The following is a 16,233-nucleotide window of genomic DNA, read 5'->3' on the forward strand; positions in this document are numbered from 1 at the left end:
CAGGCGCCCCGGCGCCCGCTGACCTGGCAACCCCGGCGGCCTTGGCCGATCAATGAGCGGCAAACGCAACGAGCGGCCCCACAAGGCCGTATCACCGAACCAATCTATGGGCCTGCTTTCGCTGTTTTCTTCCCGCAAGGGCAACGACCCGGCACCCGAGCGTGCGCGGCGCCAGCGCACCGACACGGGTGCAGGCATCGCCTCGTCGCGCCGTCTGGCCGATGACTATGCCGACGATACGCTCGACCCCGAATTCCCGCAGAAGCAGCGCGCGCGCCGCCGCCTGATCGGCGCCGTGGTGCTGATGGTGGCCGCCGTGATCGTGCTGCCGATCGTGTTCGAGACCAAGCCGCGGCCGGTGTCCGATGACGTCTCGGTAAAGGTCGCAAACGGGGTCACGGGCGCGCAGGGGGCGCAGAAGCCCCGCGTCGAGCCGCGCAAGGCCGACCCGCTGCCGCCCACGCCGGCGGCGCGCAATGATGCCGAGGCGCTCGACGCCGGCGAGGAAATCGTCAGCGCGCCCAAGCCCGCGGCCGCCGCAGCCGCTGCGGACAAGCCGGCGCAACGGGCTGAAGCCAAGCCCGAAGCCAAGCCGGGCAGCGGCAAGTACCTGATCCTGATCGGCGCCTTCTCTTCCGAAGAGCGCGCCAAGGGCTGGCTGGCCAAGCTCAAGGCGAGCAAGGTCCCGGCCTATGTCGAAAAGAAAATGCTGGCCGATGGCGAGCGCATCCTGCTGCGTGCCGGCCCCTTCAGCGACCGTGACGCCGCCGACGCCGCCGACAAGCGTGTGCGCGCGGTGGGGCTGACCTCGAAGGTCGTGGAACAGTAAGGGGCAAGCACGGCCGGCGCCTGTGCCCGGCCGCAAGCAATGATGCAGCCGACTTTCTTCGACTATGCCGTGGTCTTCATCCTGCTGGCCTCGGGCGTGCTCGGCGTGCTGCGCGGCCTGGTGCGCGAGGTGCTCTCGCTGATCGGCTGGGTGGTGGCGTTCTGGGTGGCGTTCCGCTATGGCGCGGTGGCCGCGGGCTGGATGCCTGAATCGATGCCTGGCGGCGAGCTGGCGCGCCATGCGCTGGGTTTCGTGGTGCTGCTGATCGGCACCGTGCTGGGCGCCTCGCTGGCCGGCATGGTGGTCGGGCAGCTGCTGGAGAGCACCGGGCTCAAGCCCGCCGACCGCGGGCTGGGACTGATGTTCGGCCTGCTGCGCGGCGTGCTGCTGGTGATGGTGATGGTCACGCTGGCCAGCCTGACCAAATTGCCGGAAGAACCGTTCTGGCGCGACGCGGTAAGCCGCCCTTATGTGATGCAGGCCATGGAATCGGTGAAGCCATGGCTGCCGCCGGAGCTGGCGAAGTACGTCAAGACATGAAGCCGGGCATGGTGCCCGGTCGGTAGTACGCAGGCCTTTGGGTCCGGGGGATTTCCGGACCAGGCTGCGCCCCCTGATTCAAAGCCTTTCCTGGGAGCTTGGCAATGTGCGGTATCGTCGGCGTGGTTTCAGCCACGCCTGTCAACCAATTGATTTACGACAGCCTGCTGTTGTTGCAACATCGCGGACAGGATGCTGCCGGCATCGCCACCGCCAACGGCAGTACTTTCCACATGCACAAGGCCAACGGCCTGGTGCGCGATGTCTTCCGCACCCGCAATATGCGCAGCCTGCCCGGCGCCGCCGGTATCGGCCAGGTGCGCTATCCGACCGCTGGCTCGGCATCCAGCGAGGAAGAAGCGCAGCCGTTCTACGTGAACGCGCCCTATGGCGTGATCCTGGCGCATAACGGCAACCTGACCAACTGGGAGCAGCTGCGCGAGGAGATGTTCCGCCGCGACCGCCGCCACATCAACACGCATTCGGACACCGAAGTGCTGCTGAACGTGCTGGCCGACGAGCTGCAGCGCGCCAGCAACGGCATGGCGCTGGACCCGGACACCATCTTCACGGCGGTCAGCGGCCTGCACCGCCGCGTACGCGGCTCGTATGCCATTGCCGCGCAGATCGCCGGCTACGGCATGCTGGCGGTGCGCGACCCGTTCGGCATCCGCCCGCTGTGCCTGGGCAGCGTCGAGACCCCCACCGGCAAGGAGTGGATGGTGGCATCCGAGTCCGTGGCGCTGGAAGGCATCGGCTACAAGCTCGAGCGCGACGTGGCGCCGGGCGAGGCCATCTTCATCGACCTGGATGGCAAGCTCTACAGCAAGCAGTGCGCCGAGAACGCGGTGCTGACGCCGTGCATTTTCGAGTACGTCTACCTGGCCCGCCCGGATTCGTGCATCGACGGCGTGCCGGTCTATGACGCGCGCCTGCGCATGGGCGACTACCTGGCCGAGAAGATCCGCCAGGAAGTGTCAGCCGGCGATGTCGACGTGGTCATGCCGATTCCCGATTCCAGCCGTCCGGCCGCGATGCAGGTGGCCAACCGCCTGGGCGTGAACTACCGCGAAGGCTTCTTCAAGAACCGCTACGTCGGCCGCACCTTCATCATGCCCGGCCAGGCGGTGCGCAAGAAGTCGGTGCGCCAGAAGCTCAATGCCATGGGCGTGGAGTTCAAGGGCAAGAACGTGCTGATCGTCGATGACTCGATCGTGCGCGGCACCACCTCGTTCGAGATCGTGCAGATGGCGCGCGATGCCGGCGCCAACAAGGTGATCTTCGCCTCGGCCGCGCCGCCGGTGAAGTACCCCAACGTGTATGGCATCGACATGCCGACCCGCAGCGAGCTGGTGGCCCATAACCGCACCCACGAAGAGATTGCGAAGATCATCGGCGCGGACAAGCTGGTGTACCAGGACGTGGAAGCGATGAAGCAGGCCGTGCGCGACATCAACCCGGCGCTGAAGGACTTCGATGCTTCGTGCTTCGATGGCCGCTACATCACCGGCGATATCGACGAGGCCTACCTGAACCGCCTGGAAACGGCGCGCAGCCAGGCCGACCGCGACGGCACCAATGGCGACACCGAGCGCTCGCAACTGCACCTGCAGCGCTCCGGCGGCAACGAGTAAGCCGTGCCGCCGCTGTCCGCGCGTTGACGAATGCGGAGCCCGGCCGTAACATGGCCGGGCGTCGATTTGATAGTCAGCTTGCGGACGCGGGTCCAGCCCGAAACAGCTAAAGAGATGGCGGTCAGCAACGATTCCCGATGCGCAGTGCCTTCGCGGCGCAGCGATTTCCGGAAGCCGGCCGCCACAGCCTGAAGCCGAAGGCCATTCGCAGAACAGCAAGCCCGTCGATCCGACCACCCGATCGCACGGGCTTTTTTCATGGCCGCGCGCCGGTCCACCTGGCCGGCGCCGGCTCGTCGAAACCATCGCATTCGCGCGGGTACGACCGCGCTCCACCAGCATGAACGAACCGCTCAACCCCGAATCGCTCGGCATCGACACCCTCGGCGTGCGCGCCGGCACGCTGCGCAGCGAATTCATGGAGCACTCCGAAGCCATTTACCTGACCTCGAGCTTCTGCTTCAACAGCGCCGCCGAGGCCGCCGAACGCTTCGCCAACTCGGAAGAGGGCTTCACCTACTCGCGCTTCACCAACCCGACCGTGTCGATGTTCCAGTCGCGCCTGGCCGCGCTGGAAGGCGCGCAGGCCTGCATGGCGACCGCCTCGGGCATGAGCGCGATCCTGTCGGTGGTGCTGTCGTCGATGCAGGCGGGCGACCACCTGGTCAGCTCGCGCGCGATCTTCGGCTCGACCATGACGCTGTTCGGCAATATCTTCTCGAAGTTCGGCGTCGAGACCACCTTCGTCGACCCGAGCGACCTGAACGCATGGCGCGCCGCGGTGCGCCCGAACACCAAGCTGCTCTTCCTGGAAACGCCGTCGAACCCGCTGACCGAAGTGGCCGATATCGCCGCCGTGGCCGACATCGCCCACGACGCCGGCGCGCTGCTGGTGGTCGACAACTGCTTCTGTTCGCCGGCGCTGCAGCAGCCGATGAAGTTCGGCGCCGACATCGTGGTGCATTCGGCCACCAAGCATATCGACGGCCAGGGCCGCGTGCTGGGCGGCGCGGTGCTGGGCTCGCACGACTTCATCATGGGCAAGGTGTTCCCGTTCGTTCGCACCGCGGGCCCGACGCTGTCGGCGTTCAACGCCTGGGTGCTGCTCAAGGGCATGGAGACGCTGGCGATCCGCATGGAACGCCATTCGGCCAGCGCGCTGGCGCTGGCGCAGTTCCTGGAATCGCATCCGGCGGTGGCGCGCGTGTTCCACCCGGCGCTGAAGTCGCACCCGCAGCACGAGATCGCCATGCGCCAGCAAAGCGGCGGCGGCGCGATCGTGTCGTTCGAGCTGAAGGGCGCCACGCCCGAGCAGCAGCGGGCCAATGCCTGGCGCGTGATCGACAACACCCGGCTGTGCTCGATCACCGGCAACCTGGGCGACACCCGCACCACCATCACGCACCCGTACACCACCACGCACGCGCGCGTGAGCCCCGAGGCCAAGGCGGCCGCGGGCGTCGGCGAAGGGCTGATCCGGCTGGCGGTGGGGCTGGAGTCGGTCGATGACCTGAAGGCCGACCTGCTGCGCGGCCTGGGCGACTGAGGGCTTACTGCGCCGGCTGTGGCGGCTGTGCAGGTTGTGGCGACGGGGGCGGCGCGGGTTCGTCGCTGCCGGCCACGGCCTTCACGCCTGCGGCCGTGACGTCGTAGGTGGTGCTGACCGCGGTTGTCGCCACGCTGACGGCGGCCGATCCGACGGTAGCCACCGTCGACACCGCGGCACTACCCACGGCCATCACCATGCACCCGGCCAGTGACGCCGTGGCGCATGCGGCCGCCAGTGCCAGGACGGTGCGCTGCAAGGTGGCGGAATCTCCGCTATCGTTGCGCACGTTGCGACGCAATCCGAGAAATCGATATGGCATGGACACTGCTGGCCCTGGCAGGGCTGTTCGAGGTGGTGTGGGCGATCGGGCTGAAGTACACCGAAGGTTTTACGCGGCTGGTGCCCAGCGTCATCACGCTGATCGGCATGGCCATCAGCGTGCTGCTGCTGGCGCTGGCGCTGCGGCATATCCCGGTCGGGACCGGCTATGCTGTCTGGACCGGGATTGGCGCGGTCGGCACCGCGATCCTCGGCATCATACTCTTCAATGAGCCCGCCACTGCGGCGCGGCTGGCCTGCATCGGCCTGATCGTGTGCGGGATTGCCGGGCTCAAGCTCGTGGGCAGCGCCTGAGGCCCGGCATGCGGCAGTCTTAGCGCAGCAGCCGGCGGCGCAGCAGCATCAGGCACACTACCAGCGCCACCATTGCATAGGCGCCCAGTACCGCCAGGTGCAGGCCGACATCCTCCGACGGACGGCCCAGCATCAGCGGCCGGATCAGCGCCACCGCATGCGCCAGCGGCAGTACCTTGGTGGCTGCCTGCACGCCCTCGGGCAACTGTTCCAGCGGGAAGAACACGCCCGACAGCAGCAGCATCGGCGTCATCACCAGGGTCTGGTAGAACATGAAGAAGTCGTAGCTGGGCGCCAGCGCGGTGACAGTCATCGCCAGCGCGGCAAAGGCAATGCCGGCCAGCACGATCACCGGCAGCGCCAGCAGCGCGCCGGGCATCTGCGCATAGCCGAGCGCACCCGCCACCAGCATGATGGCCAGCCCGGACAGTACCGCCTTGCTGGCCGCCCAGGCGATCTCGCCCAGCACCACGTCGCCCAGCGTCAGCGGGGCATGCATGATCGCCTCCCAGGTGCGCTGCACGTGCATGCGCGAGAACGCCGAATACATCGACTCGAAGCTGGCCGACATCATCACGCTGGACGCGGTGGTGCCGGCGGCCAGGAAGGCGATATACGACACCCCGTTGACCTGGCCCACCATCAGCCCCAGCCCGAGGCCGAGGCCGAACAGGTAGATCATCGGGTCGGCGAGGTTGCCGATCATCGACGGGATGGCCAGCTTCTTCCACACCATGTAGTTGCGGTACCAGACCATCATCCAGTTGCGCAGGTTGCGCGGCAGCAGCGGCTGTGGATAGCGCTGGCGCGGCGTCGCGGCGGCGTGGCCGCCAGCGGCCGCGGGGGCAGTGGTGGTATCCGCGCGGGGATCCTGTTCGCTCATGTCAGTCCCTCGGTTCAGTCCCGCATCTCGCGGCCGGTCAGCTTGAGGAACACGTCCTCCAGGTTGGCCGGGCGGTGCAGGTAGCGCACGCCGTTCCTGCCGTGCAGCGCCGCCAGCAGCGGGGCGGGCTCGCGCACATAGCAGAACAGCGTCTCGCCGCTCATTTCAGTACGTTGCGCCAGCGGCGTCAGGCTGCCGCGCAGCGTGTCTAGTTCATCGCCATAGACCTCGACCACGTCGCAGCCGATCTGGCTGTCGATCAGCTCGTGCGGCTTGCCTTCGGCAATCTTGCGGCCGCCGTCGATCACGCACAGGTAGTTGCACAGCCGTTCGGCCTCTTCCATGAAGTGCGTGGTCAGCAGGATGGTCTTGCCGCTGGCCATCAGCGACTTCAGGCGCTCCCAGATCAGGTGGCGCGCCTGCGGGTCCAGGCCGGTGGTGGGCTCGTCCATCACCAGCAGGTCAGGGTCGTTGATCAGCGCGCGTGCCACCGTCAGGCGCCGGCGCATGCCGCCGGAGAGGTCGCGCACCTGCGCATCGGCGCGGTTTTCCAGCCGGGCGAATTCCAGCAGCATCGGCACGCGCCGCTCGATCTCGGCCGACGACAGCCCGAAGTAGCGCCCGAAGATGCGCAGGTTCTCGATCACCGAGAAATCCGGGTCGAGGTTGTCGAACTGCGGCACCACGCCCACGCGCATGCGCGCCTGCGGCGCGCGCTCGGGGATGGGCTCGCCGCACAGCGTGAGCGTGCCGGCCATGGGCGTGGTCAGGCCCAGCAGCAGGCGCAGCGTGGTGGTCTTGCCGGCGCCGTTGGGTCCCAGCAGGCCGAAGCACTGGCCGCGAAATACCTGGAGATCGAGGTCGTCGACCACGACCGTGTCGCCGTATTGCTTGCGCACCTTGCGCAACTCTAGGATGGCAGTCAAGGCAGGGTCCGGTGTGGCGCCGCACGGGCGCAATATCCGCCATTATGCCGGTCATCGGCGCAATGCTCAGGTGGCGCAGTGCAGCAAAAGCCGCGGCGGCAAGGCGCAGCGGGGGCCGGCCTGGGCGCGAGGCATAAAAAAACCGCCAGCGAACTGGCGGTTTTTTTATGCCCGGCGGTGCCAGGCGGCGAAGCGTACCGGATCAGTACATCTTCTTCGGCAGCATCTGCATGCGCAGGCGCTTGCGCAGACGTGCTTCGGCGGCCTTCTTCTTGCGCTTGCGCTCGGTCGTCGGCTTCTCGTAAGCGGTGCGGCTCTTGAGTTCAACGATCAGGCCAGTCTGCAGAATGGCGCGACGGAAGCGCCGCATTGCAACTTCAACGGGCTCACCGGGTTTCAAGACGATCTTAGTCAATTCAGTCCTTTAGGGGATTGCCGCAAGGAGCGGCTGGTTCACACGGGGGGAAACTGCGGTCGCCGGAGCGACTGGTATTGCACGCCGGGCTAATGCCCTGGTGCGCCCCCGCGAACCTGAAAGATGTGGACGTTTCAGTCCGTGCAACCAGTGTCAGGGGTGATAGCGCCAGGTCCTATACAACTGGAGCCTGACAGTACCGGTTTCCATGAATGCTATACGCCCGTAACTATGGCATGTATACGACTGCACTGTCAAGAATGTAGTGCAATGCGCGCGCGGGCGTAGCGATCGGAAATCGCCGCTAGTCTACCTTGGCGCACTTTACGCCGACGCCTGCGTGGCACAATCTGGCTGCGCTCCCGCCGCTGCGAGGCAAGCGCGACCACCATGCCTGAGCCGCGCCAACCCGACGATCCCCGCCCCGACCCCGACCACCTGCTGCAGCGCATGCAGGCCGCCGGCGAACGCGCCGCGCGCGGGTGCCTGCGCATCTATTTCGGCGCTTCGGCCGGCGTCGGCAAGACCTTCGCCATGCTGGCTGCGGCGCGCGCGCAGCGCGAGCAGGGCGGCGACGTGGTGGTGGGCGTGGTCGAAACCCATGGCCGCGCCGAAACCGAGGCGCTGGCCGAAGGCATCGAGCGCGTGCCATTGCGCCGCGTCGACTACCGCGGCCGCACGCTGCAGGAATTCGATCTCGATGCGGCCCTGGCACGCCGGCCTGCGCTGATCCTGGTGGATGAGCTGGCGCACAGCAACGCGCCCGGCAGCCGCCACCCCAAGCGCTGGCAGGACATCGCCGAACTGCTGTCGGCCGGCATCGATGTCTGGACCACGGTCAACGTCCAGCACCTGGACAGCCTGAACCAGGCGGTGGCCGGCATCACCGGCATCCGCGTGCGCGAGACCGTGCCCGACACGGTCTTCGACGATGCCGGCGAGGTGGTGCTGGTCGACCTGCCCGCCGACGAGCTGCTGCGCCGCCTGCGCGAAGGGCGCGTGTACGTGCCCGAGCAGGCCCGCCATGCCGTGCAGCATTTCTTCCGCAAGGGCAACCTGATTGCGCTGCGCGAGCTGGCGCTGCGCCGCACTGCCGACCGCGTCGACGACGACGTGCGCGCCTACCGGCAGGAAGCCTCGATCGAGCCGGTCTGGCGCACGCGTGAAGCGGTGCTGGCCTGCGTCGGCCACGGCAGCGATGCTGCGCAGGTGGTGCGCAGCGCGCGCCGGCTGGCCGGGCAGCTCGATTGCGACTGCCATGTGGTGACGGTGTCGGTGCCGCGCCTGGCACCCGTGCCCGACGCCCAGCGCGAGCAGCTCGACCAGGCCATGCGGCTGGCCGAGGCGCTGGGCGCGCGTACCGAAACGCTGGCCGGCAGCGACATGGTGGCGGCGGTGGCCGGCTATGTGCGGCGGCACAATCTGACCAAGGTCTTGATCGGCCGCACGCCGGCGCGCTGGGCCGATGGCGGGGCTTCATTGTCCGGCCGCATGCACGCGCTGCTGGCGCGCGCGCTGGCGCCATGGCTGGGCGCGCGCGCGTGGCTGTTCGGGCGCACCAGTTTTGCCGATGCGCTGGCTGCGGCGTGTCCCGAGATCGACGTGATCCGCGTGGCGGACGACAGCGTCCGGCAGGACACCCCCGGTGATGCGCCCCTGCTGCCCGGCACCGAGCCGCCGCAGGCAGAAGCCCCGCCTGCGCAGTGGCCGGGCCTGCTGTGGGCGGTGGCCTGGTGCGCCGGCGCCACCGTGCTGTCGGCGCTGGCGCGGCCATGGTTCGACCTGGTCAATATCGCCATGCTGTTCCTGCTGGCGGTGGCCGGCGTGGCGCTGCGCCACGGACGTACCGCGGGGGCGTTCGCCGCGCTGGTGGCGGTGGGGGCGTTTGATTTCTTCTTCGTGCCGCCGCAGCTGTCGTTTGCGGTCAGCGACGTGCAATACCTGGTGACTTTCCTGGTGATGCTGGCAGTCGGGCTGGTGATTGGCCAGCTGACGGCCGGACTGCGCGAGCAGGCCAAGGTATCGGTGCAGCGCGAGACCGATGCGCGCACGCTGTACGAGCTGGCGCGCGAGCTGTCGGCGGCGCTGACCGACGCGCAGATCGTCGGTATCGGCAGCCGCTTCCTGCGCGCGGCGTTCGATGCGCGTGCCGCGTTTTTCCTGGTCGGCGCGGACGGCCGGCTGCTGCCCGCGGCCACGGCTCCCGAGGCCGGCGGCGCGGCACAGAGCGATGCCGTCGACCACGTGCTGGCGCAATGGGTCTTCAACTACGGCCAGCCGGCCGGCACCGGCACCGACACGCTGCCTTCCGGCACGGTGCTGTACCTGCCGCTGAAGGCGCCGATGCAGGTGCGCGGCGTGCTGGCAGTGGAGCCGCGCACCTGGCGCGCATTTGCTCAGCCCGCGCTGCGGCGCCAGGTCGATGTCTTTGCCACGCTGATCGCGATTGCGATCGAGCGGCTGCACTATGTCGAGGTGGCGCAGCAGGCGCTGCTGGCGATGGAGTCCGAGCGCCTGCGCAGCTCGCTGCTGGCGGCGGTGTCTCACGACCTGCGCACGCCGCTGACCAGCCTGATCGGCATGGCCGAGACCCTGCAGCGCGGCACGACGCCGCTGGCGCCGGAGGTGGCCGAGACCGTCGGCGCCATGCGCGACCAGGCGCGCCGCATGCACGCGATGGTGGCCAACCTGCTCGACATGGCGCGGCTGCAAAGCCGCAATGTGGCGCTGCGCAAGGAATGGCAGTCGTTCGAAGAACTGGCCGGCGCGGCGCTGGCGTCGCTGCGCGATGCGCTGGCGCGGCACCGCGTGGTGGTGGCCGACCTGTCGGCACTGCCGCTGGTGGAATGCGATGGCGTGCTGATGGAGCGCGTGCTGTGCAACCTGCTGGAGAATGCGGCCAAGTACACCGCGCCGGGTACCGAGATCCGCGTGCGCGGCGAGCTCTCCGACGACGCCGTGCACCTCGTCGTCGAGGACGACGGCCCCGGCGTGCCGGCGGCGATGGCGCGGCAGGTGTTCGAGAAATTCACCCGCGGCGAGCGCGAGTCCGCCACCACCGGGGTGGGCCTGGGGCTGGCCGTGTGCGAGGCCATCGTGCAGGCGCACGGCGGCAGCATCCGCGTCGAGCCGGTGCATGCTCGGGCGCAGGGCGAAGGCACCGGCGCGCGCTTCGTGGTCACGCTGCCGCGCGGCAACCCTCCAGTGCTGGAACCGGAAGCGGCCGGCTTGCCGGCCTGAACCCGACAACCTTTCAAGGATCTGACGCGTTATGCCATTCGAGTTTTCGCCCACGGTGCTGCTGGTGGAAGACGAGCCCCATATCCGCCGCTTCGTGCGCGCGGCGCTGCAGGACGAGGGCTGCACCGTGCACGAGGCCGAATCGCTGCAGCGCGGACTGATCGAGGCCGGCACGCGCCAGCCGGACCTGGTGATCCTGGACCTGGGGCTGCCCGATGGCGACGGCGTATCGATGATCGGCGACCTGCGCACCTGGACCGAAGTGCCGGTGCTGGTGCTGTCGGCGCGCACCGGCGAGGCCGAGAAGATCCGCGCGCTCGACGCCGGCGCCGACGACTACCTGACCAAGCCCTTCGGCGTGGGCGAGCTGGTGGCGCGCCTGCGCGTGCTGCAGCGCCGCCATGTGCGTGCCGGCGCGCAGGGGCGGGCGCAGGTGGCGTTCGGCGAGATCGCCGTGGACCTGGCCAACCGCCAGGTCACGCGCGCGGGGGAGCCGGTGCACCTGACGCCGATCGAGTTCCGGCTGCTGGCGGTGCTGCTGGCGCATCGCGGCAAGGTCATGACCCACCGCGAACTGCTGCGCGAGGTGTGGGGGCCGTCGCATGCCGACAGCAGCCAGTACCTGCGCGTCTACATGGGGCACCTGCGGCACAAGCTGGAAGCCGACCCGGCCCGGCCTGCCTACCTGCTGACCGAGATCGGCGTGGGCTACCGCTTCGCCGGCTGAGCGCCGGGTCACTCCCACAACACTTTCTTGCCGATCACGCGCCGCGTGAGGCTGGCGCTCGCCCCTTGCACTCCCGGTAAACCCGCAGCGATGTCGAAATTGTTTGACGGATAAATTCAAGGTAATAAACTGTTATTCATAGATATGAATTAAGGCAGGAGCACCGCATGCAGGACCAACCCGTCTATTTCATCTCGACCGACGAGGTCGAGGGCTACCACCCCGCCAACCATGTCGGCACCCTCAATCGCCGGCTGATCGGCCCAGAGACCGTCGGATCGCGGCATCTGGAAGTGATCCACGGCACCATCGAGAAGGGCAAGGGCGCGCTGCCGCACGCGCATCCCGGCATCGAGCAGGTCTGCTACGTGCTGGAAGGCCGCGCCGTGGCCGAGGTCGGCGGCCAGCGAAAGGAACTGGGCCCTGGCGACTGCTGCTTCTTCCCGCCGGACCAGATGCATGTGTTCACCGTGGTCAGCGACGAGCCGGCCAAGATTCTGGTCATCTATTCCCCGCCATATGAGGAATCCCCCGAGCGCGTGATACGGCCCGCATAAGACGCGGCTGGTCACGGCAAGGGATTGAACAACTACAGGAGACAACTACCGTGAAGTCCTTCAGCAATGCCTTTGCCAGCCTGGTGCTCGGGTGCACCGCGGCGCTGGCCGCCACCCCGGCGCTGTCGGCCGATGAATTCCCGTCCAGGCCGCTGCGCCTGGTGGTGCCGTTCGCTGCCGGCAGCGGCACCGATGCCGTGGCCCGCCTGACTGCCAAATACCTGGGCGAGGCGCTGCAGCAGCCGGTGGTGGTGGACAACAAGCCCGGCGCCAACGGCACCATTGCCGCCGAGTTCGTGGCCAAGGCCCCGGCCGATGGCTACACGCTGTTCATGACCACCAACACCACGCATTCGGCCAACCCGTCGCTGATGAAGCAGCTGCGCTATGACCCGGTCAAGGATTTCACGCCGGTCTCGCGCATGGGCAACCTGCCGTTCATGCTGGTGGTCAACCCGGCGCTGCCGGTGAAGACGCTGCGCGAGTTCATCGACTATGCCAGGGCGCATCCGGGCCTGAGCTATGCCAGCGGCAACAGCACCGGCATCGTCTCGGGCGCCACGCTGTCGAAGATGGCCGGGCTGAACATGCTGCACGTGCCATACAAGAGCACGCCGCCGGCGATGACCGATGTGATGGGTGGCCAGGTGCAGGCGATGTTCGTCGACTTTGCCGCAGGCATCGCCAACGTGCGCGCCGGCAAGCTGCGCGCGCTGGCGGTGACCACCGCGCAGCGCAGCGAGCTGCTGCCCGACCTGCCGCCGCTGGCGAGCGTGCCGGAGCTGAAGGGTTTCGACGTGACCTCATGGAACGGCGTGTTCGCGCCGGCCGGGGTGCCGGCGCCGGTGGTGCAGCGGCTCAATCGTGAACTGGTTGCCATCGCCACCAGCAAGCAGCATGCGCCGCGGTTCCACGCGCTGGGCTTCGAGCCGTTCGGCAGCACGCCGGCCGAGCTCAGCCAGTTTGTCGTGGCCGAGCTGCAGAAGTGGTCGCGGCTGGTGAAAGACGCTGGCATCCAGCCGGAATAGGCGCTCTTCGGGCAACCATCAGACAACCAACAAGACAACGACATCAGGCAGGTAACGCTATGAATTTCGACCTCTCCGAAGAACAGGCATCCATCGTCGAGGCCGTGCAGCAGGTCTGCACGCAGTTCGACATGGAGTACTGGGATCGCCTGGACAAGTCCGGCACCTATCCGCACGAGTTCTACAAGACGCTGTGCGAAGGCGGCTGGCTGGGCGTGGCGATGCCCGAGGCCTTCGGTGGCGCGGGCCTGGGCATCCTGGAAGCGGCGCTGGTGATGCAGACCATCTCGCAGTCGGGCGCTGGCATGACCGGCGCCTCGGCAGTGCATATGAATGTGTTCGGCCTGAACCCGGTGGTGGTGTTCGGCACCGACGAACAGAAGGGCCGCTTTCTGCCGCCGCTGATCGCCGGCCAGGAGAAGGCCTGCTTCGGCGTGACCGAGCCCGACGCGGGCCTGGACACCACCAAGCTCAAGACCTTTGCGCGCAAGGTGCCGGGCGGCTATTCGGTGAGCGGGCGCAAGATCTGGATCTCGACCGCGCAGGTGGCCGACCGCATGCTGCTGCTGGCGCGCACCACGCCGCTGGAGTCGGTGAAGAAGTCGACCGAAGGGCTGTCGCTGTTCTACACCAAAGTCGACCGCAGCAAGATCGAGATCCGCGAGATCGACAAGATGGGCCGCGCCGCCGTCGATACCAACATGCTGTTTATCGACGACCTGTTCATCCCGGAGGAAGACCGCATCGGCGAAGAGGGCAGGGGCTTTGAGTACATCCTGCACGGACTTAACCCGGAGCGCATCCTGATCGCGGCGGAGGCCATCGGCCTGGGCCGCGCGGCGCTGGCCATTGCCACGCAGTACGCCAAGGAGCGCGTGGTGTTCGGCCGCCCCATCGGCATGAACCAGGGCGTGCAGCATCCGCTGGCGCAGGCCTGGATGCAGCTGGAGTCGGCCAACCTGATGATGCTCAAGGCCGCCGCGCGCTATGACGCCGGGCAGTCCTGCGGCGCCGAGGCCAACACGGCAAAGTACCTCGCCGCCGAGGCCGGCCATAACGCGTGCCAGACCGCGATCCTGACGCTGGGCGGCATGGGCTACTCGCGCGAGTACCGCGTCGAGCGGCTGCTGCGCGAGTCCTATATCCCGCGCATCGCGCCGGTCAGCCCGCAGCTGATCATGTGCTTTATCGCCGAGCGCGTGCTGGGTTTGCCCAAGTCGTACTGAGAGGGAGCGACGATGCCAGACGAGCAAGCGCAGGCGAGCGCGGCCACCGGGCCGCTGGCCGGCATCCGCGTGATCGACATGACCGCGGTCGCGATGGGGCCGTATGCCACCCAGATCCTCGGCGACATGGGGGCTGAAGTCATCAAGGTCGAGCCGCCCGCCGGCGATGTGTTCCGCCACGCCGAGCCGGCGCGGCACGCGGCCATGGGCGCCAGCTTCCTGAACCTGAACCGCAACAAGCAGTTCGTGGTGCTGGACGTGAAGCAGCCCGATGACCTCGCCGCGCTGAAAGCCCTGATCGCCACGGCCGATGTCTTTGTCTCCAACGTGCGGCCGCAGTCGCTGCGCAAGCTTGGGCTGGACTATGCGTCGCTGCGCGCGGACCATCCGCGGCTGATCTACTGCGGCGCTTATGGCTATTCGGAAGAGGGTCCCTACGCGGGCGCGCCGGCCTTCGACGACATCATCCAGGCGCGCAGCGGCATGGCGCAGTTCCAGGGTGCGAACTCGAACGAAGGCCCGCAGTACGTCAACACCATCCTGGCCGACAAGGTGGCCGGGCTGACCGTGGCCTACGCGATCCCGATGGCGCTGTACGAGCGCGAGCGTTCCGGCCAGGGCCAGGCCATCGAGGTGCCGATGTTCGAGACGCTGGTGTCCTTCCTGGCCACCGAGCAATTGGCCGGGCAGACCTTCATCCCGCCGCTCGGGCAGGCCGGCTATCCGCGCGTGATGTCGGCGCACCGCAAGCCCTATCGCACGCGCGACGGCCATATTGCGCTGCTGCCCTATACAAGCGCCCAATGGCTGCGTTTTTTCGATGTGTCAGGCCATGCGGAGCTGGCGCAGGATCGGCGCTATGCCACCCCGGCCGCGCGCAGCGCCAATATCGACGCGCTCTACGCCACACTGGCCGAGATCGTCGCGCAGCGCAGCACTGCGGAATGGCTCGACCTGCTGCGTGATGCCGATATCCCGCACAGCGAAGTGCCGCATTTCGAGAGCCTGGCCGACGACCCGCACCTGCGCGCCACCGGCATGATGTTCGAATACGACCATCCCAGCGAAGGCCGGCTGCGTGGCGTGGGCATCCCGACGCGCTTCTCGCGCACGCCCGGCAATATCCGCAGCTGGCCGCAGGCGTTGCCCGGGCCAGGCGGCGCGGAGGGCGGCTGACACCCTTGCCGGCCGACTCCGCCGCGTACAATCCCGGCCAACAGATATTGAAGTCGAGGAAGCCAACGATGGCAGAACAGGAACCGGCAGAAAAATCGGGTCACGCCAGCGTCAAGACCGCGCTGCGCGTGATTGAGATCATGGAGATCTATGCGCGCGAAGGGCGCTCGCTGACGCTGACCGAGCTGGCCAGGCTGCTGGGCGCGCCGATGTCGAGCTGCCTGGGGCTGATCCGCACACTGGCCTCGCTCGGCTACCTGTACGAGACCGGCCGCCGCCAGGGCTACTACCCGACGCGCCGGCTGCTCGACATTGCCCAGCGCATCGCCCGCAACGACCCGCTGCTCGAACGCGTGCAGCCGGTGCTGGAATCGCTGCGCGACACCACCGGCGAAACCGTGATCTTCGGCAAGCTTCAGGATGACGGCCGCGTGCTGTACCTGGAGGTGCGGGAGTCCGGCAATCCGGTGCGCTATATCGCCGCGCCGGGCGAGCTGCGCGATGCGCACGTGAACTCGATCGGCCGCGCCATCCTTGGCACGATGCCGGCGGACAGCCGCGCCGAACTGCTGGCCGGCGTGTCGTTTGCCTCGCGCACGGGGCGCACGGTGGACTCGCTGCGCGTTTTCGAAGCCGCCATGCAGCAATGGCAGGCGCAAGGCTGGTATCCGAACTTTGGCGAGTCGTTTCCTGATCTCGGCGCGATCGCCTTCCCGGTGGCCATCGGGGGCGTGACCTATGGCATGTCCGTGGCGGGGCCGCTGCATCGGATCGAGGCCAATGCCGACGCCATTGTCGTGGCGCTGAAGGCCGCTGGCGGTTCGCTGCAGGGATAAGTGGGAGAGGGCAGGCGTTGCGGCGGCCCGCAGG

The 16,233-nt window shown here is 67.9% G+C and carries 16 protein-coding genes; 12 read left to right on the plus strand and 4 right to left on the minus strand.

The window, feature by feature from the left end; genetic code table 11:
• Positions 1 to 106 precede the first annotated feature (106 nt).
• The 4 genes from AC3WRI_RS12970 to AC3WRI_RS12985 all read left to right on the plus strand — a co-directional run bounded on the left by AC3WRI_RS12970 (position 107) and on the right by AC3WRI_RS12985 (position 4,549).
• Positions 107 to 829: an SPOR domain-containing protein gene (locus AC3WRI_RS12970; RefSeq protein ID WP_041687813.1), complete on the plus strand. Its 723-nt coding sequence runs from the start codon at positions 107 to 109 to the stop codon at positions 827 to 829.
• 42 nt (positions 830 to 871) lie between these two features.
• Entirely contained in the window at positions 872 to 1,369 is a 498-nt protein-coding gene (locus AC3WRI_RS12975; protein WP_010814640.1) for a CvpA family protein, read from the plus strand.
• A gap of 104 nt (positions 1,370 to 1,473) precedes the next feature.
• Complete coding sequence (purF, locus tag AC3WRI_RS12980) at positions 1,474 to 3,003, plus strand: amidophosphoribosyltransferase (protein WP_010814641.1); 1,530 nt, start codon at positions 1,474 to 1,476, stop codon at positions 3,001 to 3,003.
• Between the two features lie 340 nt (positions 3,004 to 3,343).
• Positions 3,344 to 4,549: an O-succinylhomoserine sulfhydrylase gene (locus tag AC3WRI_RS12985; RefSeq protein ID WP_010814642.1), complete on the plus strand. Its 1,206-nt coding sequence runs from the start codon at positions 3,344 to 3,346 to the stop codon at positions 4,547 to 4,549.
• A gap of 4 nt (positions 4,550 to 4,553) precedes the next feature.
• Here AC3WRI_RS12985 and AC3WRI_RS12990 read toward each other — a convergent pair whose 3' ends face one another.
• Entirely contained in the window at positions 4,554 to 4,808 is a 255-nt protein-coding gene (locus tag AC3WRI_RS12990) for a hypothetical protein (protein WP_010814643.1), read from the minus strand.
• 56 nt (positions 4,809 to 4,864) lie between these two features.
• On the opposite strand from AC3WRI_RS12990, the gene sugE reads away from it, so the two are divergent.
• Positions 4,865 to 5,185 (plus strand): quaternary ammonium compound efflux SMR transporter SugE, encoded by a 321-nt coding sequence (gene sugE / locus AC3WRI_RS12995; protein WP_011615737.1) that lies wholly within the window; start codon positions 4,865 to 4,867, stop codon positions 5,183 to 5,185.
• 19 nt (positions 5,186 to 5,204) lie between these two features.
• Here sugE and AC3WRI_RS13000 read toward each other — a convergent pair whose 3' ends face one another.
• The 3 genes from AC3WRI_RS13000 to rpsU all read right to left on the minus strand — a co-directional run bounded on the left by AC3WRI_RS13000 (position 5,205) and on the right by rpsU (position 7,409).
• Positions 5,205 to 6,068: an ABC transporter permease gene (locus AC3WRI_RS13000; RefSeq protein WP_010814645.1), complete on the minus strand. Its 864-nt coding sequence runs from the start codon at positions 6,066 to 6,068 to the stop codon at positions 5,205 to 5,207.
• A 14-nt stretch (positions 6,069 to 6,082) separates the two neighbouring features.
• Positions 6,083 to 6,994, minus strand: a complete 912-nt coding sequence (gene nodI, locus AC3WRI_RS13005) for a nodulation factor ABC transporter ATP-binding protein NodI (protein WP_026200447.1) — start codon at positions 6,992 to 6,994, stop codon at positions 6,083 to 6,085.
• 202 nt (positions 6,995 to 7,196) lie between these two features.
• On the minus strand, positions 7,197 to 7,409 hold the full coding sequence (gene rpsU / locus AC3WRI_RS13010) for a 30S ribosomal protein S21 (protein ID WP_010814647.1): 213 nt from the start codon (positions 7,407 to 7,409) through the stop codon (positions 7,197 to 7,199).
• Positions 7,410 to 7,799: 390 nt separating this feature from the next.
• Here rpsU and AC3WRI_RS13015 point away from each other — a divergent pair, with 390 nt between their 5' ends.
• From AC3WRI_RS13015 to AC3WRI_RS13045, 7 genes are all read left to right on the plus strand, one after another.
• Positions 7,800 to 10,649 (plus strand): DUF4118 domain-containing protein, encoded by a 2,850-nt coding sequence (locus AC3WRI_RS13015; RefSeq protein ID WP_492293403.1) that lies wholly within the window; start codon positions 7,800 to 7,802, stop codon positions 10,647 to 10,649.
• Positions 10,650 to 10,680: 31 nt separating this feature from the next.
• On the plus strand, positions 10,681 to 11,376 hold the full coding sequence (gene kdpE, locus AC3WRI_RS13020) for a two-component system response regulator KdpE (RefSeq protein ID WP_010814649.1): 696 nt from the start codon (positions 10,681 to 10,683) through the stop codon (positions 11,374 to 11,376).
• 167 nt (positions 11,377 to 11,543) lie between these two features.
• Positions 11,544 to 11,933: a cupin domain-containing protein gene (locus AC3WRI_RS13025; RefSeq protein ID WP_010814650.1), complete on the plus strand. Its 390-nt coding sequence runs from the start codon at positions 11,544 to 11,546 to the stop codon at positions 11,931 to 11,933.
• A gap of 50 nt (positions 11,934 to 11,983) precedes the next feature.
• Positions 11,984 to 12,961, plus strand: a complete 978-nt coding sequence (locus tag AC3WRI_RS13030; RefSeq protein WP_010814651.1) for a Bug family tripartite tricarboxylate transporter substrate binding protein — start codon at positions 11,984 to 11,986, stop codon at positions 12,959 to 12,961.
• A 59-nt stretch (positions 12,962 to 13,020) separates the two neighbouring features.
• Positions 13,021 to 14,187: an acyl-CoA dehydrogenase family protein gene (locus AC3WRI_RS13035; protein ID WP_010814652.1), complete on the plus strand. Its 1,167-nt coding sequence runs from the start codon at positions 13,021 to 13,023 to the stop codon at positions 14,185 to 14,187.
• A 12-nt stretch (positions 14,188 to 14,199) separates the two neighbouring features.
• A complete protein-coding gene (locus AC3WRI_RS13040; RefSeq protein WP_010814653.1) occupies positions 14,200 to 15,363 on the plus strand; it encodes a CaiB/BaiF CoA transferase family protein in 1,164 nt (387 codons plus the stop codon).
• A 68-nt stretch (positions 15,364 to 15,431) separates the two neighbouring features.
• Positions 15,432 to 16,199 carry an IclR family transcriptional regulator gene (locus AC3WRI_RS13045; RefSeq protein ID WP_010814654.1) on the plus strand — a complete coding sequence of 256 codons (768 nt, stop codon included), beginning with the start codon at positions 15,432 to 15,434 and terminating at the stop codon, positions 16,197 to 16,199.
• Positions 16,200 to 16,233: the final 34 nt, after the last annotated feature.

This window comes from Cupriavidus sp. FW305-27, from assembly GCF_058787995.1.